Raw genomic sequence first — 24431 nt, 5'->3', positions numbered from 1 at the left:
GCAATGCCGAAGTATGACAAGGCGGACGTCGAGCGCCGCATGAAGGGCGCGGTCGAAGCGCTCAAGAGCGACCTTGGCGGCCTGCGCACGGGCCGCGCCAACACCAGCCTGCTCGATCCGGTGGTGTGCGAGGTCTATGGCTCGATGATGCCGCTCAACCAGGTCGCGACCGTCTCCGCCCCGGAGCCCCGTATGCTGAGCGTGCAGGTGTGGGACAAGTCGAACCTGATCGCGGTCGAGAAGGGGATCGCCAAGGCGAACCTGGGCCTCAACCCGATGATCGACGGCCAAACCATCCGCCTGCCGCTGCCCGACCTGACCGAGGAGCGCCGCAAGGAGCTGGCCAAGCTCGCCGGGCAATATGCCGAAAAGGCCAAGATCGCGATCCGCAACGTGCGCCGCGACGCCAACGAGGCGCTCAAGGACGACGAGAAGAAGAAGGACATTTCCGAGGACGAGCGTAAGCGTGCCGAGGACGAGGTCCAGAAGCTGACGGACAAGTATGTTGCCGAAACCGACAGCGCCGCCGAAGCTAAGGAAAAGGAAATCATGACGCAGTGAGCGTCGTGATATTCGGGGGAAGACAGTGACCGAGGGCGCTCAACAGGCCCGCCATGTCGCCATCATCATGGATGGCAACGGCCGCTGGGCCAAGCGCAAGCACCTGCCGCGGGCGATGGGGCATCGCAAGGGTGTGGAGGCCGTGCGCGAGCTGGTGCGCGGGCTCAAGGATACTCCGGTCGAGTGCCTCACGCTTTATGCCTTCAGCTCGGAAAACTGGAAACGGCCCGAGGAAGAGGTCGATGATCTGATGGATCTGATGCGCAAGTTCATCAAATCCGACCTGCCCGAATTCATCGCCAACGACATCAAGCTGCATATCCTGGGCGACTGGCACGCGCTGGCGCCCGATATCGTCGCCATGCTTGAAGATGCGCTGGAGCAGACCGCCAAGGGGTCGCGCACGCTCGCAGTGGCGCTCAATTACGGCGGGCAAGCGGAAATCGTCCATGCGGCGAGGGCCGCCGCTGTGGCCGGCGAGATCACGCAGGAGAGTATTGAGGCCAACCTGTTCTCGGCCGGCCTGCCGCCGCTTGACCTGCTGATCCGCACCAGCGGCGAAGTGCGGCTGTCGAATTTCCTGCTGTGGCAGGCGGCCTATGCGGAGATGATGTTCGTCGATATTCTGTGGCCCGATTTCACGCCCGCGCACCTGGCGCAGGCGCTCGATGAATTTGCCAACCGGGAGAGACGCTTTGGCGGACGTTGAGAGTGTCGACACCGGCAATGCCGTGCCCGTCGGCCGCCTGGCGAAAGGGACGTCCGACCTGCCGGTGCGCGTGGCTTCGGCGATCGTCATGTTGGCAATCCTCGGGGCGGCAATCTGGTTCAGCGACCCTTACCTCGATTGGCTGGTGATGGTCGTCGGTCTGCTGTGCATGGCCGAATTCGTCGTCCTGGTGGTCAAGGCGACGCCCAATGTGCCGTACCGCCTGGCCGCGATTCTTGCCGGGGGGCTCTACGTTGGGCTTGCAGTGTGGATGCTGCTGCAATTGCCGCTGCTGTTCTTCGGGGCGGCAGTGGGCACGGTGGTCTTCACCGATGTCTTTGCCTATTTCGCCGGTCGCAGCATCGGAGGGCCGAAGATCGCGCCTACGATCAGTCCGTCCAAGACTTGGGCGGGCTTGTTCGGAGGGATGATCGGGGCGGCCATCTTCCTCGTGGTACTGGGGACGGTCTATTATTTCATCGGCGGCTTCGGGACCGTTTCGGAGATCCTGTCGGACAACCGTATCGAGTTCCTGACCATCGCGGCGATCGGGGCAGGACTGGCGGTCGTCGCGCAGTGCGGGGACTTCTTCGAGAGCTGGCTCAAGCGAAAGGCCGGGGTCAAGGACTCGTCGAAGCTCATTCCCGGCCATGGCGGCGTTTTCGACCGGGTGGACGGCCTGCTTCCGGTCGCTATCGTCATCGGCGTCCTGTTCCGCTATTTCGGTGCGTGAGATGCGGTCCATCACTATCCTCGGCGCCACGGGTTCGGTCGGCAGTTCGACTCTCGACCTGATCCGGCAGGATCGCGGGGCTTGGCGGGTCGAGGCATTGACGGCCAATTGCAATGTGAAGGAACTTGCCGCGCTGGCACGTGAATTCGACGCGCGGGTGGCCGTGGTCGCTGACGAATCCTGCCTCCCGGATTTGCGCGAGGCACTTGCGGGCAGCGGGATCGAAGCTGTGGGAGGTCGCGCCGCGCTGTGTGAGGCAGCCTCGCGTCCGGTCGATGTCACGCTGGCGGCTATCGTCGGTTGCGCCGGGCTGGGGCCGGTCATGGCGGCGATCGAGCAGGGCGGTACGATCGCGCTCGCCAACAAGGAAGCGCTGGTCTCGGCCGGCGAGATTCTCAAGGCGGCGGTGGCGAGGCACGGCGCGACCTTGCTGCCGACCGATTCCGAACACAACGCGATCTTCCAGTGTCTTGCCGGCAACGATATCGCCGATGTGCGCCGCATCATCCTGACCGCCAGTGGTGGCCCGTTTCGCACCTATTCGGCCGAGCAGCTTGTCACCGTTACACGCGAACAGGCGCTCAAGCACCCCAACTGGGACATGGGGGCGAAGATCACGATCGATTCCGCGACCATGTTCAACAAGGGTCTGGAGCTTATCGAGGCGCACCACCTTTTCCCTGTCGGGCTCGACCGGATCGAGATCGTGGTCCATCCGCAGAGCATCATCCATTCGATGGTCGAATACCGCGACGGCTCGATCCTGGCGCAGCTCGGCCCCAGCGACATGCGGGTGCCGATCGCCTCTTGCCTCGCCTGGCCGCGGCGGATGGATACGCCCATGGCGCCGCTCGACCTGCCGGCGATCGGCCAGCTAACCTTTGAGGCTCCGCGCGAGGATGTCTTTCCGGCAACCCGGTTATGCCGCGATGCGATAGCCGCGGGCGGCGCGGCCCCGGCCGTGCTCAACGCCGCGAACGAGGTGGCGGTGGCAGCCTTCCTCGACGGTCAGATACCGTTCACCCGCATCGCGCTACTGGTCGAACGCATCCTCAACGAAGCCGCCATATCCTCCGTACCGGTCTCGCTCGACGAGGTGCTGGCGCTGGACGGCGAGACGCGGGTGCGCACCGCAGCGCTGCTGGAGACTGCCTGAGATGCTCGAATCGCCGCCGTTCTGGATGTACATCCTTGGCTTCCTGCTCTTGCTGGGGCCGCTGATTACCTTGCACGAGCTGGGCCACTACCTTGTCGGCCGCTGGTGCGGGGTGAAGGCGGACGTTTTCTCGGTCGGCTTCGGCAAGGAAATCATCGGCGTAACCGACCGGCGCGGGACCCGCTGGCGGCTGTCGATGCTGCCGCTCGGCGGATATGTCCAGTTCAAGGGGGACATGAACCCCGCGAGCATTCCCGACGGTGACGCCATCGCCGCCGCCGACGAGGCGGAGCGGGAAGGCAGCTTCCACCACGCCAGCCTTGGCCGGCGCGCCATGATCGTGGCGGCGGGCCCGGTCGCGAACATCCTCGTGACACTGGCGATCTTCGCCGGCTTTTTCATGGCGATTGGTCACCCGGTGGCCAAGGATGCCGCCGAGCAGCTTACCATCGCCGCATTCCCGGAAGGTTCGGCCGCGCAGCAGGCGGGGATCGAGATCGGCGACCGGATCGTCGCGATCGAGGGGGAGCGGGTCGAAAAGCTGCTCGACGTGCAGCAGGCGGTCATGGCTTATCCGGACGAAGTTCTGGACGTGCGCGTCGACCGCGACGGTCGCCTGCTCGATTTCGCGGTGCGGACCAAGAGCGTCGAGGTCAAGGATCGCTTTGGCAACCCGTCGCGGATCGGCCAGATCGGGATCCAGGCGGCGGCTGCCGACACGGAATTCGTCAAGCAGGGACCGGTCGATGCCGTGGTCATGGCCGTCACCGAGACCGGCAAGATGTTCGAGATGATGGTGACCGGGATCAAGCAGATCGTCACCGGCCAGCGCTCGATCGAGGAACTGGGTGGACCGGTCAAGATCGCCAAATATTCGGGCGAGCAACTCAGTCTCGGCTGGCTATCGTTCGTCAACTTCGCTGCGCTCATTTCGCTTAACTTGGCATTCATCAACCTCCTGCCAATTCCCGGCCTCGACGGCGGTCACCTGGCTTTTTACGCGGCGGAAGCGGTCCGTCGGAAGCCGGTGGGCGCTCGCGGAATGGAGCTGGCGTATCGTACCGGCATGGCCCTGGTGCTCATGTTGATGCTGTTCGTCACTTTCAATGACTTGGTCTCCCTGTCGTCATTCGGGTGATAGTAGGGGACAGGTCGGCATCAGAGGGTTCAATGGACACTCTCCTGCTTGATTGGGGGCGACGCATCGGGCACAGGGCGGCGGATCGATCAATCCGGCCACCGATGCGTAGTCCAGCAGGCGAGTATCCGGGCCGGCACACACACTGGACGGGAAAATTTCCGCAATGAACGGCACCGATTTGGGCTCGACCCCTGTTTCGCGCACTCTCTCGCGCACCAAGCCGCAGTGGGCACTTGCCTTGCTTTCGGGGACCATCTTGGCGGGTGTGCCGCTGCCTGCTTACGCCCAGGATGCCGCATCCTCGTCGGCCCCTGCCGCGCCGTCTGCCGCACCAACGGAGGAGGTCATCCAGACGATTTCGGTGCAAGGCGCCCAGCGGCTCGAGCCCGACACGATCCTCACCTACATTCGCCTTCGTCCGGGTCAGGTCTATACCCAGGTCGAGGCGGACCAGGCACTCAAGGATCTCTACGCGACCGAACTGTTCGCCAACGCCAGCATCCGGAACCAGGGCGGCAATGTCATCATTCAGGTAACCGAGAACCCGGTCATCAACCGCATCATCCTGGAAGGCAACAAGCGCCTGAAGGAGGACAAGATCGCGCCCGAGATCAAACTCGCGCCGCGCCAGATCTTCACCCGCTCCAAGGTCCGTGCTGACGTCGCGCGCATCATCGAGCTGTACAAGCGCCAGGGCCGCTATGCCGCGACGGTCGAGCCCAAGACGGTGCAGCTCAGCCAGAACCGCGTCGACCTGGTGTTCGAGATCAACGAAGGGCCGAAGTCCAAGGTCCGCCAGATCAACGTCATTGGCAACGAAGTCTTCTCCGACGGCAAGCTCAAGGGGGAGATGATGACCAAGGAGTCGCGGCTGAAGAACTTCCTCAGCGGCAATACCTCCTACGACCCCGACCGTCTCGCCTTCGACCAGCAGAAGCTGCGCGAGTTCTACCTCACCGAAGGCTATGTGGATTTCCGCGTCGTTTCGGCCGTGGCGGAACTGACGCCCGACAAGCGCGACTTCATCATCACCTACGTTGTCGAGGAAGGTGAACGCTACAAGTTCGGCGACGTGAAGGTCGAATCGAACCTGCGCGACTTCGACAGTGCGACCATGACGTCGCAGCTGACCATCGAAGAGGGCGCCTGGTACAACGCCAAGACCATTGAGGACATTACCGAGCAGCTGACCGAACTGGCCGGCACCTTCGGCTACGCCTTCGCCGAGGTGCGCCCGCAATTCGTGCGCAACCAGCAAGACCGGACGATGAACGTCACGCTGGTCCTGACCGAGGCGCCGCGCGTCTATGTCGAGCGGGTCGACGTCAACGGCAACACGCTGACGCAGGACAAGGTGATCCGCCGCGAAATGCGCATCGCCGAAGGCGACGCCTTCAACAGCCTGGCGGTCAAGCGGTCGACCAACCGCATCAATTCGCTCGGCTTCTTCCAAGAAGGTTTCGAGATCGAGCAGAAGGAAACGGCCGATCCCGACCGCATCATCCTCGAAGCGAACGTCGAGGAGCAGCCCACCGGCGAACTGCAGCTTTCGGCGGGCTTCTCGTCCATCGAAAGCTTCCTGCTCGCCGCATCGATCCGCCAGCGCAACTTCCGCGGTCGCGGGCAGACTGTCGGCGCCAGCGTGCAGTGGTCGCGCTATTCGCGTTCCGCCAACATCAGCTTCGTCGAACCCTATGTGTTCGATCGGAACATCTCGCTCGGTGCGGACATCTACCGGCGCGACTTCAACAGCTTCAATTTCACCGGGCAGGAACGCAACACCACTTTCGAGCAGACCCAGACGGGGGCTTCGATCCGGCTCGGCGTGCCGCTCAGCGAATACCTGTCGGTCGTCGGCAGTTACACGCTCAATTTTGACGACATCACGCTCGACGAGAACACCTACTTCGCCGACTTCGACGGTGACGGCGTACGCAGCTGCGAGCCGTTGCTGGCCGGACGGTACCTGTGCGATGTCATCGGCAAGCGCACCAGCTCGATCCTTGGCGCGAATTTCGTCTACGATACGCTGAACAGCCGCTATCGCCCGACGCGCGGCGACCAGTTCACCCTTGGCCTGGACTTCGCCGGACTGGGCGGGGACGTGAAATACGTCAAGGCCCGGGCGAGCGCGCGCAAGTTCTGGCAGGTATTCGGCGACTTCATCTTCTCGGTCTCCGCGGAAGGTGGCTACATCAAGGGCCTGTCGGACCGCGGGGGCGTCGGCGTCGACGATGTCCGCTTGAACGACCGGTTCTTCCTTGGCGAACCCCAGATCCGCGGCTTCGACATCCGCGGTGTCGGCCCGCGTGTGCTGCGTCAGCCGATCATCGACGACGGCAACGGCAATCCCCAGATCGTCACCGATCGCAACCGGATTTCCGACGATGCGCTGGGCGGCAATGCCTACTATCTCGGACGGGCCGAACTGCAGATTCCGCTGGGAAGCGGGGCTGCCGACCTCGGCCTGCGCCCTTCGATCTTCATGGATGTCGGCGCGCTGTTCAACGTTACCCGGCCGGTGCTCAACAACAGCCCGTTCCCCGACGGGATCGATATCCCGATCCGCGATGCCAGCGGCAATGCGCTCTTTACCCAGATCAACGTGGCGACGCTGATCACGCCACCGGGTGGCGGTGCGGCGGTGTGTACCCCCGGCACGGCTCCGGGCGATATCTCAACTGTGACCAACCCCATCAACCCCAATCCGCCATCCTGCCTCGGAACGGCCAACAACGATGCGCTGGTCAGCAATATCGCACCGTTCCAGGAAGTCTTCCTAGGCGATACGCCGACGCCGCGCATTTCCGTGGGCATCGGGGTGGACTGGAATTCGCCCTTCGGCCCGTTCCGGATCGATTTCGCCTATGCCCTCAAGAAAGTGGAAGGCGACGACACCAAACTCTTCAGCTTCAACGTAGGAACGCAATTCTGATGAAATCCGTACTCAAGAACTCGCTCGCCGCAGTTGCGCTGGCCGCTGCCACCGTCGGTCCCGTGGCTGTACCGGCGCAGGCCCAGGTGGCGGGTATCGCCACCAGCAGCCCGGAAGCCGTATTGCTGCAGTCGCAGGCGCGGATTGCCGCGTACAACGCCATCAACACCGCCAATGCCACCCAGATCCAGCAGATCAACACGCTGCGGGGCGAGATCACGACCCTGCAGCAGGGCATGGATACCAATGGCGACCGCAACCTGACGCAGGCCGAAGCCGATGCCCAGCCCGCCGTGTGGCAGCAGTACCAGGCAAAGGAACAGCAGCTTGACCAGCTCTCGCTGCCGATCGTGCTCTCGCAGTACTATGTCATCGAACAGCTGCTGGCCCGCTATGGCGAAGCACAGTCGCAGGTGATCCAGTCGAAGAAGATCCAGGTCATGCTGACGCCGGAAGCGTTCCAGTATGCCGCCGATCAGGTCGATGTGACCAAGGATATTCTTACCGCACTTAACACCCTGGTTCCTTCGGTCGCCACCACGCCGCCGGCCGGATACCAGCCGCGCCGCGATACGGTGGAAATCCACCAGACGATCCAGCAGCTGATCCTGGTCGCCGCACAGCAGGCTGCCGCCCGCCAGCAGCAGGGCCAGCCTGCGCCGGCCGGCGAACAGCCCTCCGGCCGCTAGGTCTTCGGTACCGGGGGGCACATGGAATGACCGGCGATACGGCTTACGACATCCAGCGGATACTGAAGGCGCTGCCGCATCGCTATCCGCTGCTCCTGGTCGACCGGGTGAAGTCGATGACCCTGGGGGAACGCATCCGTGCCGTGAAGGGCGTGACGATGAATGAAGAGTTCTTCCAGGGGCATTTCCCGGGCGCGCCCATCATGCCGGGGGTCTTGCAGATCGAAGCCATGGCCCAGGCTGCGGCGATTCTCGGTATCGAGACGCTGGAACTCGCGGGGACCGGCAAGCTCGTGTTCTTCATGGGCATCGAGAACGCCAAGTTCCGCAAGCCGGTCACGCCAGGCTGCCTGCTCGACCTCGAGGTCGAGTTCACCCAGAAGCGCAGCCGGGTGTACAAGTTCAAGGGTACGGCCAGTGTCGAAGGCGCCGTGACGAGCGAGGCGGAATTCACGGCGATGATCGCCGACCCGCCCGCCTAGGCACACGGCGCTTGATATTTCCGCGACGTCCCTCTAAGGGCGCGCCTTTCCGAACACAGCGCGCCCGGTCGGTACCGGGCACAAGCTACGAAGGACCAAGATCATGAAGGCCGAAGGGCACCCCGATTATCACACCATCACGGTCAAGATGACCGATGGCACCGAATTCCAGACCCGTTCGACCTGGGGCAAGGAAGGCGACACGCTGGCGCTCGAAATCGATCCGACCAGCCACCCGGCCTGGACCGGCGGCAAGCAGCAGATTGCCGAGGGCGGCCGCGTCGCAGCCTTCAACAAGCGCTTCGGCGGGCTCAGCCTGAAGAAGTAAACGCTTCACCAGTTTGCAGCGAAAGCTGCGAGGGAAGGGCGGTCCGACGGGGCCGCCTTTTTCGTTTCAGACCCGGTCGAGGGGAATAGGCGGGCCCGAGGGCGCTTCGATCTCGATCCGATCGCCCGGGCGCACAGTCCCGCCGTGTTCCACCACTGCCATGATTCCGGCCTTGCGCATGATCCCTCCCGGCGTCTTCACAGCCACTTCCTTGAGGAGCCCGGGGGCGAAGGCGTCGATCTGCGCGCAAGGGTTGCGCAAACCCGTCACGCGCAGCACGACATCCTCACCGATGCGCAGCAAGGTGTCACGTGACAGGCCGAGCAGGTCGATATGCTCAGTCGTGAGGTTATCGCCCAGGTCGCCGGGGCGGATGTAGAAACCCTTGATCGCCAACTCGTCGAACAGTTCCTTATGGATAAGGTGCACCTGGCGAAGGTTGGGCTGGCTCGGGTCGGCACGGACGCGAGAGAGGTGCTGTACCGTAACGCCCGCATGTGCATCGCCTTCGACTCCCAGGCCAGCGATCAATTCGATCTCCGTGCACGCCAGCTTGGAGAAACGGTGCGCGTCTGAACGACACACTGCCAGGACCGTGGAGCACTCGCTCACCAACCCCATGGCCTTTCCCGATACCATTTGGTGATCACGTACTTGATGCCTTTGCGCACCTTCATTCCGTGGTGCATGGTACTGACGTTCCCGACCAGCGTGCCGCTCGCGTCGGGTCGCCGATTGTTCCAGCCCAGCAACTTGCCGGTTTCGGGCTGGAAGTTCTTCTTCGGCACCTTGAACCGCGTCGCGCCTCCTGCCTCGACATCGTTGAGGTAGATCATGAAGGTCCAGGTCCGCTGGCCGGCGACGGCACAGTACTTCTCCCAATCCTGGCCTTGCGGGTTGAACCAGTCGACATGGGGCTTGAACTCCTGCCCGACGTCATAGCGCTGGCCTTGGACCGGCTCGCCATGGGCCGGGTCGATCCCGTTCAGGGCATAGAGCATCTCCTCCAGCCGCTGCACGGCCGGTTCGGCGGGGTCGAGGTCGCAGGTCTCGCTCGTGCGGAAATACTGGTCGCCGTTGTGATCGGCCAGCGTCGAGGGACGACGCCCCGCCTCGATCAGCGCGATCAGTTGCGCGCACAGATCGGGCGGCAGGAAGCCCTTTCGCTGGAACAATTCAAGTTTCTCGAACGGCAGCCGCTGGACGTCGCCATATTGCGCCAGGCGTTCAGCCGAGGATTCGCCAGCGGGAAGCATGGGTTTTCTGTAGCCGGTCCGATGTTGCCTGCAAGCCTGCGTAACAATCTTGCGCCGTTGCCATGCAAATTCACTTTTCGCTTCACATGGCAGGCGCTCTGTGCAACAGGCTCGCCCCCGCGTTCGGGCGGCCTTGACGGGTGCCCGGATCGGCGTAACAGCCCCGCCTTACACGGCTTGTTCGGGGCTTGTGGCGATCGTAGCTCAGTTGGTTAGAGCGCCGGTTTGTGGTACCGGAGGTCGGGGGTTCGAGACCCCTCGATCGCCCCATTTCTCCCCGTCCTGTCCTGCTTATCCACCCGAAACCAGGGGCAGGGGACTATGAACGCGATGACGGCTTTCTGGACCGAAGCGGATTATGACGATCACGAGCTGGTCCAGCTCGTGCACGACCGCAGCAGTGGCCTGACCGCGATTATCGCCTTGCATTCGACCCATCTGGGCCCGGGCGCCGGGGGCACGCGCTTCTGGCATTACGAGGACCCCAAGGCTGCGATGCGCGACGCGCTGCGCCTCAGCCGCGGGATGAGCTACAAGAATGCCATGGCCGGCCTGCCGATGGGCGGCGGCAAGGCGGTAATCCTCGCCGATGCGAACAAGACCAAGTCGCCCGAAATGCTCGCCGCGTTCGGCGATGCTGTCGAGGCACTGGGCGGGCGCTACGTCACGGCGGAAGACGTCGGCATCAGCGAAGCCGACATGGTGGCGGTATCGCAGCGCACCAGCCATGTCTCCGGGCTCCCGGTGGAGGGCGAAGGCGCAGCGGGCGGCGACCCGGGCCCCTTCACGGCGATGGGCATCTATCTCGGCATCAAGGCAGCCGTGCAGCACAAGCTGGGCAGGGACAGCGTTTCGGGCGTGCATGTCGCGTTGCAAGGCACCGGAAGCGTCGGCAGCGGCGTCGCCCGCCTCCTGGCCAAGGACGGGGCCAAACTCACCCTGTCGGACATCAACCAGGAGCGCGCGGCGATGCTGGCGCAGGAACTGGGTGGCACGTCCGTCGCGCCCGACGCGATCATGAGTGTCGCTTGCGACGTTTTCAGCCCCAACGCGCTCGGCGCGATCCTCGACGACGACGGAATTGCACGGCTCGACTGCCCTATCGTGGCGGGCGGGGCCAACAACCAGCTTGCCCGCGCCAAGCATGGCGAAATGCTCGCCGCCCGCGGTATCCTCTATGCGCCCGACTACGTCATCAATGCCGGCGGCATCATCAGCGTGGCGCAGGAATATCTCGACCGTCAGTCAGGCAGTGCCGGCGGCATCAACGAAGTCCGCAAGCGCATCGCCCAGATTCCTGAACGATTGTTGCAGATCTGGCAGGAAAGCGAGCGCAGCGGCGTGTCGTCCGACGTGGTTGCGGACCGCATGGCGCAAAAGCTGATCGGTCGTTGACGATACGGCCTCCGGTCCTGCTTGCGGGCAGCCATCACGCGGGCTAGAGGCCGCGTCAGGCCCAACCCGATGCACGCATTTGCCAATCCCAAACGGTTCCTGTCGCTTGCCAGCTGGCTGACGCCGTTACTGCTGGCGAGCGGACTTGTCGTCACCGCCGGATCGCTCTGGTGGGGCTTGACCCAGGTGCCGCCCGACAGGCTCATGGGCGAGACCGTGCGCATCCTTTACATCCATGTCCCTGCCGCCTGGCTCGGTATGGGGGGGTGGAGCGCGATAGCCGTCTCCAGCCTTGTCTTCCTGGCCTGGCGCCATCCGCTGGCAGCGCTCGCCGCGCGGGCCGCAGCCGTGCCGGGAATGGTGTTTACCGCGATCTGCCTTGCCACGGGATCGATCTGGGGCAGGCCGACCTGGGGAACGTGGTGGGTGTGGGACGGACGGCTCACCAGCATGCTGGTGCTCCTGTTCCTCTACGCCGCCTACCTGGCGCTGGCGCAGGCGAGCGAGCGGGAGGGCGCATCGCAGCGCATTCCGGCGATTTTCGGCCTCGTCGGGGCGATAAACATCCCGATCATCAACCGTAGTGTGGTGTGGTGGAACTCGCTTCACCAGCCGCCTTCGATCACCATGGGCAAGAGCGCCATCGCGCCCGAGTTCCTGTGGCCGCTGCTGGCGGCGACGATCGGTTTCTCGCTGATTTTCGGCGGCGTCGTGCTGGCGCGCATGCGCACGCTGCTGGCGGATATCCAGACCGAAGCGCGACTGCGCCGCCGGGCGATGGAGGCGGCATGATGCGCGAAGCGCTGGACCAGTGGGATTTCGTCATTGCCGCCTATGCGCTAGGGACCGCCGGGACCTTGGCGACCGTGGCGTGGAGTTGGATCGCCATGACCCGTGCCGAAAGTCGCCGCGACGCGGCCCGTAACGGGACGAGGGGAACATGACCGCTGTCAAGGCCAAGCACCAGCGGCTCGTGCTGATCGTGATCGCGCTCGTCGCACTGGTTGGCGCCGGCTTGTTGGCGGCCTGGGCCCTTCGCAACCAGGCCAGCTATTTCTACACGCCAAGCCAGATCGCCGTCGAGAAACCCGGGCCTTCCCAGGCCGTGCGGCTCGGCGGGATGGTGCAGCAGGGCTCCCTGAAAACCGAGCCGGATGGGATCACCGTCGCTTTCGTTGTCGGGGATGGCGAAGCTACCGTGCCGGTGCGCTATGCCGGCATCCTGCCGGACCTGTTTGTCGAGGGGTCGGGTGTCGTGGCGGAAGGGAAGTACCAGGCCAACGGCACTTTCGTGGCCGACAACCTGCTCGCCAAGCACGACGAGAATTACGTACCGCGCGAGTTGCAGGACATGGAAGGGCACAAGACGCCCGCGACCCTCGAGGAAACGTCGGCCCCGTGATAGCCGAAACCGGCCTTGCCGCTCTCTGGATCGCTGCCGCGCTCAGCCTGGCGCAGCTCTTGTGCGGCGCTCTCGCCCTGCGCGAACAGGGCGCCGATATCGGTATGCTGACGCGACCGGTCGCCATCTTGCAGGGCCTGATGCTGGCAATCGCTTTCGCGTGCCTGTTGTGGCTGTTCGCAATCACCGACCTGTCGGTGAAACTTGTCGCCAGCAATTCCCATGTCGACAAGCCGATGGTGTACAAGCTCAGCGGAACATGGGGCAACCATGAAGGCTCCATGCTGTTGTGGGTCACTGTCATGGCCCTGGCCGGCGCTGCGATCGCATGGCTGGAGAAGCGCCTGCCCGAGCGCACGATGCAGGCCACACTGGCGGCACAGGGCTTCGTTGCGCTCGGTTTCTTTGCGTTCCTGCTGTTTTCGTCCAACCCGTTCGAGAGACTTCCGTCGCCGGCGCTGGCCGGGGCGGGGCTGAATCCGCTGCTGCAGGACATCGGCCTCGCGTTCCATCCGCCGACGCTCTACATCGGTTACGTCGGGCTCTCGGTCGCCTTCAGCTTCGTCGTCGGTGCGCTGGTGACGCGGCAGGTAACCCCGGATTTCGCCCGGGCCATGCGGGTATGGGTATTGGCCGCCTGGGTGTTCCTGACCATCGGGATCACGGCCGGATCGTACTGGGCCTATTACGAACTCGGCTGGGGCGGATACTGGTTCTGGGACCCGGTGGAAAATGCATCCCTAATGCCCTGGCTTGCCGCTACCGCCCTGCTGCACTCGGTCAGCGTCCTCGCCAATCGCGACGCCTTGCGGACGTGGACCGTCATGCTTGGAGTGGTGGCTTTCTCGATGAGCATGCTGGGCACGTTCCTGGTCCGATCAGGCGTACTGACGAGCGTTCATGCCTTTGCCGTCGATCCGGAGCGGGGTTTCTTCATCCTTGTGCTACTCGGGATATACATCGGCGGGGCGCTGGTGCTGTTTGCCCTGCGGTCCGGCGCTATCTCCGAAGGGGAACGCTTCGCCCCGGTGAGCCGGGAAAGCGCGCTGGTGTTCAACAACGTGATGCTCTCCGCCATCCTCGGGGTGGTTCTGCTCGGTACCCTCTATCCCTTGCTGACCGAAGCCATGGGCACGCGGGTGTCGGTCGGTCCGCCATACTTCAACCCGGTCAGCGCCGTGTTTTTCATCCCCTTGCTGATTGTCCTCTGCGCCGGCCCGCTGCTCCGCTGGCGGCAGGACCGGGCCGCGCGGATCAGCCGGCCGGTGGCCCTGTCGGCGGCGGTCCTGGCCGCAGCATTGCTGCTGGCGACCGTGCTGGCCGGGCACGGCATACTCGCGACCCTTGGCCTTGCACTGTCTGCGACGCTGGCCGTCGCCAGCCTCCAGCCGTTATGGGGTCGCAAGCTCCTGCGGGTGCCGCTGCCGACATGGGGAATGGTTGTCGCCCACTTCGGCATCGCTGTCGCGCTGTTCGGCATGGCCAGCGAAGCCGCTTTCACGCGCGAGAAACTTGCCGCGCTCAGCCCCGGTGAAAAGACCGTGGTTGGGCCCTGGATCGTCACGCTGGACAGCGTCACGCCGACTGCCGGTCCCAACTGGACGGCTCTCGAAGCAGGGCTTTCCGTCACGTCCGGCGGTGCGACCCATGTTCTCCGCCCGCAGGCGCGCACCTTTACCCAACCGGTTCAGGAAACGACCGAAAGTGCGCTCGAAACGCGCTGGGACGGACAGCTTTATGCCGTGCTGGGCGATGCGACCGGCGATGGGCGGTGGCAGCTACGCCTGTGGTGGAAGCCATTCGTTACCCTGATCTGGTACGGTGGCCTGCTGATTGCGCTCGGCGGCCTGCTGGGGATGGTTGGCCATATTGCCGGTCACCTGCGTCGCCGCGAGCTGCTGCGCCAGATTGCGATCCGGCGCGGAGAGGAAGGCGTCGCATGAAGAAGCTGCTGCTCTGGGTGCCGCTCGCGCTGTTCCTGTTCTTTGTCGGCATCGCCGCCTACCAATTGACGCAGCCCCGCGACGAGAACGTGCGGAGTGCCATGATCGGCAAACCGGTGCCTGCCTTCTCCTTGCAAGGCGCTGACGGCAAAACGGTGACCCAGGCGGTGTTCCAAGACGGCAAGCCCAAATTGCTCAACATCTGGGCGAGCTGGTGCGCGCCCTGCATTGCAGAGGCGCCCATGCTCGAGATGCTCGAGGCACGGGGTGCGACGATCGTCGGCGTCGCGCTGAAGGACAAGCCGGAGAACATGGAGCGCTTCCTGGCGCAGCATGGCAATCCCTACAGCACCATCGTTCGCGACGATTATTCGCAGCTCCACGTTGCGATCGGTGCCAGCGGGGTTCCGGAAACCTTCGTTGTCGACGGGCAGGGGGTCATCCGTTACCAGTTGATCGGGCCGGTAACCGACCGCGATATCGATGTGCTGTTGCAGGAACTGGAGAAGGCGGCATGATGCGCTTCTTCCTGTGGTTCCTGTTTTCGATTGCAGCCCCGGCTGCGGCTCCGGTTTTGGCGCAGGACCAGATGCCGCAGGCGCCTTACGCCAATGTCCAGCTCGACGACCCGGCAAAGGAAGCGGCCGCCCTCGATCTGATGGCGACCCTGCGCTGCCTGACCTGCCAATCCCAATCCATCCACGACAGCAACGCAGCCATTGCCGGCGACATGAGGCACCAGGTGCGCAGCCGGATCGCGGCAGGTGAAGATCCCGAAGCGATCCGCGCCTGGATGATCGAGCGCTACGGCGACTACATCAGTTACGAACCGACCGTGTCGGCGTCGACGTGGCCGCTCTTTGCCGTTCCTGCCCTGCTGCTGCTGGCAGCCCTTGGCCTCTTCTTCCACCGGATGCGCCGGACATGACAGGCTGGATCGGAGCTATCATTATCGGCATGTGTGCGCTGGCAGCCGGCGCCCTGCTGCTACGCGCCCAGCGTAGCCTGTGGACGTTGTTGGCTGCGGTCATCGTCTTCGGGCTTGCCGGATATGCGTGGCAGGGTTCGCCCGGCTATGCATCGGCGCCGGCGGCACGGAGCGCTCAATCGGGCGGCGGCAATACCGGCCTTGTCGATGCCCGGCGCGAATTCTTCTCGCCGTCCGACCTGCCCGACAACTTCGTGGTCTTCGCCGACGGCTTTGCCCGGAAGGGCGATTTCGGTCGGGCGGCCCGCATCCTCCAAGGCGTCGTGGCGAAAAACCCTGAGGATGGCGAAGCCTGGCTGGCGCTGGGCGTGGCGCTGGTCGAGCATGCCGATGGCGTCGTCACCAAGCCTGCCGCGTTTGCGCTGGAGCAGGCTCGCGCAAAACTGCCCGGCAATCCGGGCCCGGCGTTCTTTAGCGGCGTGAACGCCTTGCGGGCCGGGAACGCGCCCGAAGCGCGCAGGCAATGGGTCGCCGGCCTGCAAGCGTCCACCCCCGAAGCCGAGGGCCGCGAGTTCGTGGCCGAGCGGGTGTTGGCCCTGGACCAGCTTTTCGCCGCCATGGCGCGGCAGCAGCAAGGGCAAGCTCCATCCGCACCGGCGCCGCAAGAGTGACGTGTTGCGCACGGCCATAGGCCCTGCTAATCGCCCGCGTCGCGCCTGGCGAGGCAACAGCCAGCAACAAGGGCCGCAGATTGCGCGATCTGCCGTAGGGTCGGGACCACCGAATTCATGAGCGACGCTTCCCCCACCGCAGAATACGTGCCGCATTCTGCGGGGGCATCCCATCACAAGAACGGCGTCGCCAAGCTGGCGCTGGGCGCCATCGGGGTGGTTTTCGGCGATATCGGCACAAGCCCGCTATACGCTTTCCGCGAAACCTTCGCCTCGCATGGCGACGTCCCTGGGATCCAGGTCGATCCGGTCCACATCCACGGGGTGCTGAGTCTCGTGTTCTGGTCGATGATGATGGTCGTGACGTTCAAATACGTCTTGACCATCATGCGGGCGGACAACCGCGGCGAAGGTGGCAGCCTGGCACTGCTGGCGCTGATCAACCGGCGCTCGCGTGGGGCCCAGTGGACTGCGCCCTTCGTGCTTCTGGGGGTTTTCGCCACCGCGCTTTTCTATGGCGATTCGATGATTACCCCCGCCATGTCGGTCTTGTCTGCGACAGAGGGCCTTCAATACGTCAGCCCGGGTATCAAGCCCTACATCGTGCCGCTGGCCGTCGCGATCCTGTTCGCCTTGTTCGCGATGCAATCGCGCGGGACGGAAAAGGTCGGCGGCCTGTTTGGGCCGATCATGCTGTTGTATTTCGTCACCCTTGCCGTGCTGGGCACCATGTACATCGTGGAGATGCCGGGCATCATCCTGGAAACGCTCAATCCGCTCAATGCCCTGACTTTCTTCATGACCGACGGGTTCCGCGCTTTCGTCGCCATGGGCAGCGTGGTGCTGGCGGTGACCGGGGCAGAAGCTCTCTACGCCGATATGGGCCATTTCGGGCGCAAGCCGATCGGCATCAGCTGGGTCGCGCTGGTGTTGCCGTGCCTCATGCTCAATTACATGGGGCAGGGCGCCATGGTCCTTGCGCCCGATACAGACGCGGCGGCCCTGATCAAGGATCCGTTCTTCCTGATGATCCCCGACGCAGTGCGCATCCCGGTAGTATTCCTGGCGCTAGCGGCGACGATCATCGCCAGCCAAGCCGTCATTTCCGGCGCGTTCTCGCTAACCCAGCAAGCGATCCAGCTCGGCTTCATCCCGCGGATGCGGATAAAGCACACCAGCGCCTCGACTGCCGGCCAGATCTACATCCCTGTCATCAACTGGGGTCTGATGATCATGGTTATTGCGCTGGTGCTGATGTTCCAGTCGTCCAGCAATCTTGCCGCCGCCTACGGCATTGCCGTGACGGGTGCGATGTTCATCGACACCATCCTTCTTGCTGCCGTGCTGATATCGCTCTGGCGCTGGCCGCTGTGGAAGGCGCTGCCGCTGGTCGCCGCTTTCTTCATTGTCGACATGGCCTATCTCGGCGCCAACCTGATCAAGGTGCCGGATGGGGGCTGGTTCCCCTTGCTGGTCGGCCTGGTGATCTTCACCTTGCTGACGACATGGGCACGTGGACGCAAGCTCATGCGCGAGCGGATGAGCGAAGTCGCCCTGCCGATCGAGATCTTCGCCAAGAGCGCCAACAACAGCGCGGTGCGGGTGCCCGGAACGGCGATCTTCATGGCATCGAGCACGGCCGGGGTGCCGTCGGCGCTGCTCCACAACATCAAGCACAACAAGGTGCTGCACGAGCGCGTCGTGATCCTGACAGTCGATATCGCCGAGATACCCTATGTCGATCCCGAGAAGCGCTGCGAAATCCACGAGGTCGGTCAGGGTATCTACCGTGCCGTGCTGCATTACGGCTTCATGGAAGAAACCAACGTGCCCGAAGGTCTCAAGCAGATGGAACGCTGCGGCGGCAAGTTCGACATGATGCACACCAGCTTCTTCCTGAGCCGCCAGACCCTGTTGCCGAGCGACGAGCCCGGCATGCCGATCTGGCGCGAGAAGGTGTTCGCCTGGATGTTGCGCAACGCGGCGACGGCGATGGAATTCTTCAACCTGCCCACCAACCGGGTTGTCGAACTGGGCAGCCAGCTGAAGATCTAGCCCGCCGTCGGCGGTTCGTCCTTGACCACATCGTCGGTGCTATCGAGCGAAAGGCCGTGCTTCAGCAGCATAGGGATTTGCGTGAAGGTAAACAGGAAGGTGAGCGGCAGGAACACCCAGAGCTTGGCCGCAAGCCAGTCGCCGAAGTCGAGATACCAGCGCAGGAACTCGTTCAGTCCGGCCAGGACGAAGAAGAACACGCCCCAGTTGCGGCTGAGCTTGAGCCAGCCTTCATCGCTCAACCCTTCGAAGGCCGCGTCGAGCAACAGCTTGAGCAGGGACTTGCCACGCCAGTAACCGAGGAGCAGCGCCGCACCCATCACGGCGTAGATGATCGTCGGCTTGATCTGCACGAAGGTTTCGTCGCCGAAAAACACCGTCAAGGCTCCGAAGCCGATAATCAGCGCGGTAGAGAACCACAGCATCGGCGACACCTTGCCGAGCTTGTACTTCGAGAACATCAGCGCGGCCACAGAGGCCACCATGAAGGCCAGCGTGCTCTTGATGATCGCGGCAACCTCGCCGATCGCCTCGCTCTCGGTCGGCGAGAAGTATCTGTAAGTCAGGAAGAAGACCAGCAGCGGGCCGTAATCGACCGCTACATTGAGCCATCCGGAGGGTTTCTTGGCGGTTTCGCTTTCGCTTTCGGTACTCATGCAATCCCCGCGATAACTTTGGCGACGAGGTCCGGATCGAACGGCCGCAGATCGTCGATCTTCTCGCCTACGCCGATGGCATGGATCGGCAGGCCGTATTGCTCGGCCGCCGCCACCAGCACGCCGCCGCGAGCTGTTCCGTCGAGCTTGGTCATGATCAGCCCGGTAACTCCCGCGACCTCCTTGAAAACGTCGATCTGGCTCAGTGCGTTCTGACCATTGGTTGCATCGAGCACCAAAATTACATCATGCGGTGCCTCGGGGTTAAGGCGGCCGAGAACTTTGCGGACCTTGGCCAGCTCGTCCATCAGCTCGCGCTTGTTCTGCAGGCGACCGGCGGTGTCCACGATCAGGGCGTCGGTGCCGCGATCGGTCCCGGCCTTGACCCCGTCGAACACGATGCTGGCCGGATCGCCTCCCTGCGGCCCCTTGACGATCGGCACGTCTAGCCGGTCCGCCCATGTCGCGAGCTGGGCAATGGCGGCGGCTCGGAAAGTATCGCCGGCCGCCAGCATCACGGCGTAGTCGTCTTCTTTCAACCAGTGCGCCAGCTTGGCGATGGTCGTCGTCTTGCCGCTGCCATTGACCCCGATGACCAGGATCACCTGCGGGCGGGGGAAAGCGGTGATTTCCAGCGGCTTCGCCACTGGGCGCAGGATAGCGGCGATCTCTTCCGCCACCGCTTCCTTCAATTCGCGCTCGCTGATCTGCAGACCGAAGCGCTTGTCCGTGAGCTTCGTTCGGATGCGGGCGGCGGCGGCAGGGCCAAGGTCCGACATGATCAGCGCATCCTCGACATGGTCGAGCGTGGCATCGTCAAGCCGGGTGGTGCGCATCGTGGTTGCGACTTTGGCCACGATCGAAGGTGCGGGTTCGGGTGTTGCCGACGGGAGCGGAGCCGTGGTTGGAGCGGGCGCCGGAGCGGGTGGGACGGCAACCTGATCGGGCTCACCGGCGAATTCAGCCCGCTGGTCAGGCTCGGGTGCAGGTTCGTCTACGGGAACCGGCTCGGCAGATTTGACCGCAGCGGCAAGGTTCTCGCTCAGCCGATCCGAGGTCTTCTTGAAGCCGCCAAACAGGCGCTCATTCCAGCTCATGCCAGCAGACCTTGTTCGAGTTTTGTGGGAATAACGGTCACAATGCTTCCTGTTGGCGTGCCCGCAGGTGCAGCGACACGGGCGTAGCTTGCCGAATAGCCGCAACCGTCGGCTTCTGCGAGGATCACTTGCGGCTTGCTCACCTGTTGTTGGAGCCAGCGATTACGGACCGAGGCGACGGAAGCGCGCAATTCGGCCGCGCGGGCGCGGATCGTCGCACCATCCACCTGTGGCATCCGTGCTGCAGGCGTACCGGGGCGGGGCGAATAGGGGAAAATGTGGCCGTGGACGATCTCGAGATCCTCGATGATCGATAGGTTGGCGGCATGGTGCTCGCATGTTTCGGTCGGGAAGCCTGCTATCAGATCGGCTCCGATGGCGATCTCCGCTCGGAATGCTTTGAGGCGGGTGACCAGTTCGACAGCGTCCGCGCGGCTGTGACGGCGCTTCATCCGCTTCAAGATCAGATCATCGCCGTGCTGCAACGACAGGTGAATGTGCGGCATCACGCGCGGGTGCTGGGCGAATAGATCGAACAGTTCGCCATCGACCTCGATCCCGTCGAGGGAGGACATCCGCAGGCGGGCAAGATGAGGGAAGGTGTCGAGTACCCGCCTGACAAGCTCGCCGAGCTTGGGCGAGCCCGGCAGGTCATGCCCCCAGCTGGTCACGTCGACTCCCGTCAGGACCACTTCCTGCGCTCCGAGGGCGAGATGGTCTTCAACCTTGCGCAGGACTTGCGCGACGTTGAGCGACCGGCTGGCTCCGCGACCTTGCGGGATCACGCAGAAGGTGCACGCATGGTCGCAGCCGTTCTGCACTGCGATAAAGGCGCGGGTGTGCTTCTCGCTGCGTATCGACAGGGGCTTTGGTGGAACATTCCAGGCGCGCGGATCGAGCTTGGCGATGTTTGCCACCAGGCCATCGACCTCGGCCATGGCGGCGAATGCATCGCGCTCGATGTCGGCCGCGCAACCTGTGACAAGCAACCTTGCGTCGGGCCTGGCCTTGCGCGCCTGCCGGATCGCCTGTCGCGTCTGGCGCACGGCGGCGCTGGTAACGGCGCAGCTGTTGACGACGACGACGTCACTTTCGTCCGCCAGAAGGGCGCGAATTTGCTCGCTTTCGGCGATGTTCAGCCGACACCCAAGGGAAATGACATCAGCGCCTTGAGGTGCCTTCACGCGTAGTCGCCCCAGTCGAAACTGCCCCGGAAGCTTTCGGTCGCCGGACCGGTCATGATGATGCGGTCGCCGGCATCCCATTCGATTCCCAGCGTACCGCCGGGCAAGGTGACCTTCACTTTGCGTCCCGTGAGCCTTCTGCGCATCGCTGCAACGGCCGTGGCACAGGCTCCCGTGCCGCAGGCGCGGGTCAGGCCCACACCGCGTTCCCATACCCGCAGCGCAATGGCATCGGGCCCGGTCACCGTCGCGACATTCACATTGATCCGTTCGGGAAAGAGCGGGTCGGTCTCGATCCCCGGCCCCATCATGTCGAGAGGAACCGCCTGCGTGTCGGCCACGAAGAACACCACGTGCGGATTGCCGACATTTACCGCTGACGGGCTTTCGAGTTCTCCCCAACCGACGGGCATGGTCAGCGTGTCCATCGGGTAGGCGAGGGGAATGGCGTCCCACTCGAAGCGCGGCTTGCCCATATCGACACGCGCGCCGCCATCGGCAGGAGCGATGTCGATGGTCCCCCCGGTCGTCTCGACCCGCGCGGCCGTTCCATGCAGGATGGCGACGGCGCGGCTGGCATTGCCGCAGGCTTCGACCTCGCCACCGTCGGCATTGAAGATGCGCATGCGGAAATCCGCACTGTCGGCAGGTTCCAGCCGGATAAGCTGGTCGCAACCGATACCCGTCGTGCGATCGGCCAAGGCCCGCACCATGGCCTCGCTCATCGGCGGAAGCCGATCGGTCCGGGCATCGAGCACGATGAAGTCGTTGCCCAGGCCATGCATCTTGGTGAAGCTGACGCGCATCGCTGCGCATCTATGGTGCAGAGCGCCCCGGGTAAAGGGGCAGGGTCGTCAGCTCAGGCGCTGCGGCGACGTTCATCCGGTGTCACATCCTGCGCATCGGCGCTCGGATCGACGCCGCCAGCTTCGTGCGCCGGGGCCAGCAGGCCTTCTTTCGCCAGGCGCTTCCGGACTTCCGATGCGGGTTCCGGCCGGCCGTAGTGATACCCCTGGCCCTTCATCTCGCCCATGGATTTGAGCGTTTCCAGGATCTTGCTGTCTTCGATGCCCTCTGCCGTGATCGGCATGTCGAGTCCGGCGCCCAAGGCAATGATGGCCGCGACGATTTGCGAATTGGCATCCTCGTCCCGCAGTTCGCTGACGAAGCTGCGGTCGATCTTGATCCGGTCGAACGGCAGCGATCGAAGCTGTGCGAGCGAGGAATAGCCTGTGCCGAAATCGTCGAGGCTGATCTTGACGCCCTGGTTCTTGAGGCTCGTTATCATCGAGCGCACGACGCCGATATTCTCGTGCAGGCAACTTTCGGTGACTTCGATATCGAGCCGCTGCGGCGGGAAATTGCATTCGAGCAGCAGCTTGAGCAGTTTCTGAGAAAACCACGGGTCGCGCAGCTGCACCGGCGAGATATTGACCGAGATGGTGAGGGACGGGTCCCACTCGCGGGCATCGATGAAGGCCTGGCGCATCAACCCTTCGGAAAGTTCGGCGATGACGCCGATCTCCTCGGCCACGGGAATGAATATCTCCGGACCGACCGTGCCGAGGTCGGGCGATTGCCAGCGGGCGAGCATCTCGAAGCCCATCAGGCGCCCGGTGGCGATATCGACCTGCTGTTCGTAATGGGGCACGAATTCGCCGCGCTCTACGCCCTGGCGGATACCCGTTTCGAGCTGGTTGCGGAAGCGCAGTTCGTTTTCCATCGTTTCCTCGAACCAGTAGAAGCGGTTCTTGCCCTGGCGCTTGGCGTGATACATCGCGATGTCGGCCTGGTGCATCAGCACCTGCGCATCGATCTCGCTGCGTTCGCCATGCCGTCCGGACAGGCCGGAAGCGACGCCGACGGAGGTCGTAGTCTCGATCTGCTGGCCCTGGATTGCCATCGGCGCAGACACGCTGTCGATCAGCCGCGAGACGAATTGTTCGACATGATCGGGCGAGTGGCGATCGTAAGGGTAGACCACCGCAAACTCGTCTCCACCCAGACGTGCCAGCAGGGCGTCGCGCGGCAGCAGGGCTTTCATGCGCTCTGCTGCCCGGACAAGGACATCGTCCCCCGCCTGGTGACCGTTCAGGTCGTTGACCTGCTTGAAGTTGTCGAGGTCGACCATGATGAATGCGACCGCTTTCCCCTCGCGCTGGGCACGCGCGATCGCGCGGTCCGTTTCGTGAGTGGCACTGCGGCGGTTGTGGCAGGCAGTGAGCGGGTCTATCTCGGCCAGTTCGCGGGCCCGCTCTTCCGCTTCACGCCTTGTGTCGATTTCGACACGAAGTTCGCGATAGCGGCGCCAGCCGAAAACGATCAATGCGATGTTGAGCAGAAGCGCATTGGTGAGGACGACATTGGGCCCGTCGGCGGTGCCGTCGATCCATTGCCGCACGATATCGGGCAGCACGGCGCTGCCGGTGCCGACGAAAAGGATGATTGCGGCAATGGCGATGCCAAGTGCCAGCATGTCGCGACGGGTATTTTCCAGCCCGTCCTTGCGCCTGCCCCGAAGTCTGGTCATGTTCCCCCGGTCTTCTTGCCCCCGACAGGGGAATATGCAGCCTGCTTATGACCGGTCTGATTGAAAAATGGGTAAATCGCCGGTTTACCTATCGCTTACCTTATGACACCCGCGGCACCTCGACCCGCATAGCGATAGATTGACGGAGACTGCCCACGATGGCGCGATATTGGCTGATGAAATCGGAACCCTTCAAGTACAGTTGGGACGATCTCGTGGCGGAAAAGGAAGGCACCTGGGACGGTGTTCGCAATTACCGTGCGCGCAACAATCTGGCCGCGATGGAGGTGGGTGACCAAGCCTTTTTCTATCACTCGCGCGAGGGGCTGGAGATTGTCGGCATCTGCGAGGTGAGCGTAGCCGGAATTACCGACCCGACCGATCCGGAAGGAAAGTGGGCAGCAGTCAAGGTCAAGCCGGTAAGGCTGCTGAAGCGGGCTGTGAGCCTGAAAGAGATAAAGGCCGAACCCCGGTTGTCCGAGATCGAACTGATAAAGCTGTCGCGCCTTTCGGTGGCCGAAATCAGGCCGGAAGAATGGCAGATCGTGCTCGAGATGGCGGGTGAGGCCCGCGCGTGATG

Annotated in this window: 26 protein-coding genes and 1 tRNA gene; 20 read left to right on the top strand and 7 right to left on the bottom strand. The window is 63.7% G+C overall.

What is annotated here, in order from left to right:
- Positions 1-3: 3 nt before the first annotated feature.
- The 9 genes from frr (at position 4) to rpmE (ending at position 8734) form a co-directional block, all read left to right on the top strand.
- Positions 4-561 (top strand): ribosome recycling factor, encoded by a 558-nt coding sequence (frr, locus tag WAB17_RS14010; RefSeq protein WP_435417956.1) that lies wholly within the window; start codon positions 4-6, stop codon positions 559-561.
- Positions 562-628: 67 nt separating this feature from the next.
- Entirely contained in the window at positions 629-1270 is a 642-nt protein-coding gene (gene uppS, locus WAB17_RS14005) for a polyprenyl diphosphate synthase (RefSeq protein ID WP_435419397.1), read from the top strand.
- Positions 1257-2003 (top strand): phosphatidate cytidylyltransferase, encoded by a 747-nt coding sequence (locus WAB17_RS14000; RefSeq protein ID WP_435417955.1) that lies wholly within the window; start codon positions 1257-1259, stop codon positions 2001-2003. The genes uppS and WAB17_RS14000 overlap by 14 nt, the downstream gene beginning before the upstream one ends.
- A 1-nt stretch (position 2004) precedes the next feature.
- Positions 2005-3159: a 1-deoxy-D-xylulose-5-phosphate reductoisomerase gene (gene dxr / locus WAB17_RS13995; RefSeq protein WP_435417954.1), complete on the top strand. Its 1155-nt coding sequence runs from the start codon at positions 2005-2007 to the stop codon at positions 3157-3159.
- Between the two features lies 1 nt (position 3160).
- Positions 3161-4297, top strand: a complete 1137-nt coding sequence (gene rseP, locus WAB17_RS13990) for an RIP metalloprotease RseP (protein WP_435417953.1) — start codon at positions 3161-3163, stop codon at positions 4295-4297.
- A gap of 166 nt (positions 4298-4463) precedes the next feature.
- Entirely contained in the window at positions 4464-7235 is a 2772-nt protein-coding gene (bamA, locus tag WAB17_RS13985) for an outer membrane protein assembly factor BamA (RefSeq protein ID WP_435417952.1), read from the top strand.
- On the top strand, positions 7235-7924 hold the full coding sequence (locus WAB17_RS13980) for an OmpH family outer membrane protein (protein ID WP_435417951.1): 690 nt from the start codon (positions 7235-7237) through the stop codon (positions 7922-7924). Before bamA ends, WAB17_RS13980 begins: the two co-directional genes overlap by 1 nt.
- Positions 7925-7950: 26 nt before the next feature.
- Positions 7951-8406 carry a 3-hydroxyacyl-ACP dehydratase FabZ gene (gene fabZ / locus WAB17_RS13975; RefSeq protein ID WP_435417950.1) on the top strand — a complete coding sequence of 152 codons (456 nt, stop codon included), beginning with the start codon at positions 7951-7953 and terminating at the stop codon, positions 8404-8406.
- A gap of 103 nt (positions 8407-8509) precedes the next feature.
- Complete coding sequence (gene rpmE / locus WAB17_RS13970) at positions 8510-8734, top strand: 50S ribosomal protein L31 (RefSeq protein WP_435417949.1); 225 nt, start codon at positions 8510-8512, stop codon at positions 8732-8734.
- A gap of 66 nt (positions 8735-8800) precedes the next feature.
- Here rpmE and WAB17_RS13965 read toward each other — a convergent pair whose 3' ends face one another.
- Entirely contained in the window at positions 8801-9265 is a 465-nt protein-coding gene (locus WAB17_RS13965; protein ID WP_435417948.1) for an MOSC domain-containing protein, read from the bottom strand.
- Positions 9266-9342: 77 nt separating this feature from the next.
- A complete protein-coding gene (locus WAB17_RS13960; RefSeq protein WP_435417947.1) occupies positions 9343-9990 on the bottom strand; it encodes a prolyl hydroxylase family protein in 648 nt (215 codons plus the stop codon).
- A 193-nt stretch (positions 9991-10183) separates the two neighbouring features.
- On the opposite strand from WAB17_RS13960, the gene WAB17_RS13955 reads away from it, so the two are divergent.
- From WAB17_RS13955 to WAB17_RS13910, 10 genes are all read left to right on the top strand, one after another.
- Positions 10184-10260, top strand: a tRNA-His gene (locus WAB17_RS13955).
- 60 nt (positions 10261-10320) lie between these two features.
- Positions 10321-11385, top strand: a complete 1065-nt coding sequence (locus WAB17_RS13950; protein ID WP_435419396.1) for a Leu/Phe/Val dehydrogenase — start codon at positions 10321-10323, stop codon at positions 11383-11385.
- Between the two features lie 69 nt (positions 11386-11454).
- The gene (ccmC, locus tag WAB17_RS13945) at positions 11455-12177 is read left to right on the top strand and encodes a heme ABC transporter permease CcmC (RefSeq protein WP_435417946.1); all 723 of its coding nucleotides are present in this window, start codon (positions 11455-11457) and stop codon (positions 12175-12177) included.
- Complete coding sequence (locus tag WAB17_RS13940; protein ID WP_435417945.1) at positions 12174-12329, top strand: hypothetical protein; 156 nt, start codon at positions 12174-12176, stop codon at positions 12327-12329. The genes ccmC and WAB17_RS13940 overlap by 4 nt, the downstream gene beginning before the upstream one ends.
- Complete coding sequence (ccmE, locus tag WAB17_RS13935) at positions 12326-12787, top strand: cytochrome c maturation protein CcmE (RefSeq protein WP_435417944.1); 462 nt, start codon at positions 12326-12328, stop codon at positions 12785-12787. Before WAB17_RS13940 ends, ccmE begins: the two co-directional genes overlap by 4 nt.
- Complete coding sequence (locus tag WAB17_RS13930; RefSeq protein WP_435417943.1) at positions 12784-14730, top strand: heme lyase CcmF/NrfE family subunit; 1947 nt, start codon at positions 12784-12786, stop codon at positions 14728-14730. The genes ccmE and WAB17_RS13930 overlap by 4 nt, the downstream gene beginning before the upstream one ends.
- Positions 14727-15248: a DsbE family thiol:disulfide interchange protein gene (locus tag WAB17_RS13925; RefSeq protein WP_435417942.1), complete on the top strand. Its 522-nt coding sequence runs from the start codon at positions 14727-14729 to the stop codon at positions 15246-15248. The genes WAB17_RS13930 and WAB17_RS13925 overlap by 4 nt, the downstream gene beginning before the upstream one ends.
- Positions 15245-15658 (top strand): cytochrome c-type biogenesis protein, encoded by a 414-nt coding sequence (locus WAB17_RS13920; RefSeq protein ID WP_435417941.1) that lies wholly within the window; start codon positions 15245-15247, stop codon positions 15656-15658. Before WAB17_RS13925 ends, WAB17_RS13920 begins: the two co-directional genes overlap by 4 nt.
- Entirely contained in the window at positions 15655-16329 is a 675-nt protein-coding gene (locus WAB17_RS13915; RefSeq protein ID WP_435417940.1) for a tetratricopeptide repeat protein, read from the top strand. Before WAB17_RS13920 ends, WAB17_RS13915 begins: the two co-directional genes overlap by 4 nt.
- Positions 16330-16446: 117 nt before the next feature.
- Positions 16447-18384 (top strand): potassium transporter Kup, encoded by a 1938-nt coding sequence (locus WAB17_RS13910; protein ID WP_435417939.1) that lies wholly within the window; start codon positions 16447-16449, stop codon positions 18382-18384.
- Here the strand turns inward: WAB17_RS13910 and WAB17_RS13905 are convergent.
- From WAB17_RS13905 to WAB17_RS13885, 5 genes are read right to left on the bottom strand one after another with little or no spacing between them, the layout of a single operon-like run.
- The gene (locus tag WAB17_RS13905) at positions 18381-19040 is read right to left on the bottom strand and encodes an inner membrane-spanning protein YciB (protein WP_435417938.1); all 660 of its coding nucleotides are present in this window, start codon (positions 19038-19040) and stop codon (positions 18381-18383) included. The genes WAB17_RS13910 and WAB17_RS13905 overlap by 4 nt on opposite strands.
- Positions 19037-20137 (bottom strand): signal recognition particle-docking protein FtsY, encoded by a 1101-nt coding sequence (ftsY, locus tag WAB17_RS13900; protein WP_435417937.1) that lies wholly within the window; start codon positions 20135-20137, stop codon positions 19037-19039. The genes WAB17_RS13905 and ftsY overlap by 4 nt, the downstream gene beginning before the upstream one ends.
- Complete coding sequence (locus WAB17_RS13895; protein WP_435417936.1) at positions 20134-21321, bottom strand: MiaB/RimO family radical SAM methylthiotransferase; 1188 nt, start codon at positions 21319-21321, stop codon at positions 20134-20136. The genes ftsY and WAB17_RS13895 overlap by 4 nt, the downstream gene beginning before the upstream one ends.
- On the bottom strand, positions 21318-22127 hold the full coding sequence (dapF, locus tag WAB17_RS13890; RefSeq protein ID WP_435417935.1) for a diaminopimelate epimerase: 810 nt from the start codon (positions 22125-22127) through the stop codon (positions 21318-21320). The genes WAB17_RS13895 and dapF overlap by 4 nt, the downstream gene beginning before the upstream one ends.
- Before the next feature lie 53 nt (positions 22128-22180).
- The gene (locus tag WAB17_RS13885; RefSeq protein WP_435417934.1) at positions 22181-23851 is read right to left on the bottom strand and encodes a putative bifunctional diguanylate cyclase/phosphodiesterase; all 1671 of its coding nucleotides are present in this window, start codon (positions 23849-23851) and stop codon (positions 22181-22183) included.
- A gap of 158 nt (positions 23852-24009) precedes the next feature.
- Between WAB17_RS13885 and WAB17_RS13880 the strand changes: the two genes are divergently transcribed.
- Positions 24010-24429: an EVE domain-containing protein gene (locus WAB17_RS13880; RefSeq protein WP_435417933.1), complete on the top strand. Its 420-nt coding sequence runs from the start codon at positions 24010-24012 to the stop codon at positions 24427-24429.
- The last annotated feature ends 2 nt before the right edge of the window (positions 24430-24431 follow it).

This window comes from Parerythrobacter aurantius, assembly GCF_045291475.1.
GTDB classification, from domain to species: domain Bacteria; phylum Pseudomonadota; class Alphaproteobacteria; order Sphingomonadales; family Sphingomonadaceae; genus Parerythrobacter; species Parerythrobacter aurantius.
Note: the sequence above shows the minus strand (reverse complement) of the source record. Positions and strands in the feature narration are given on the sequence as shown.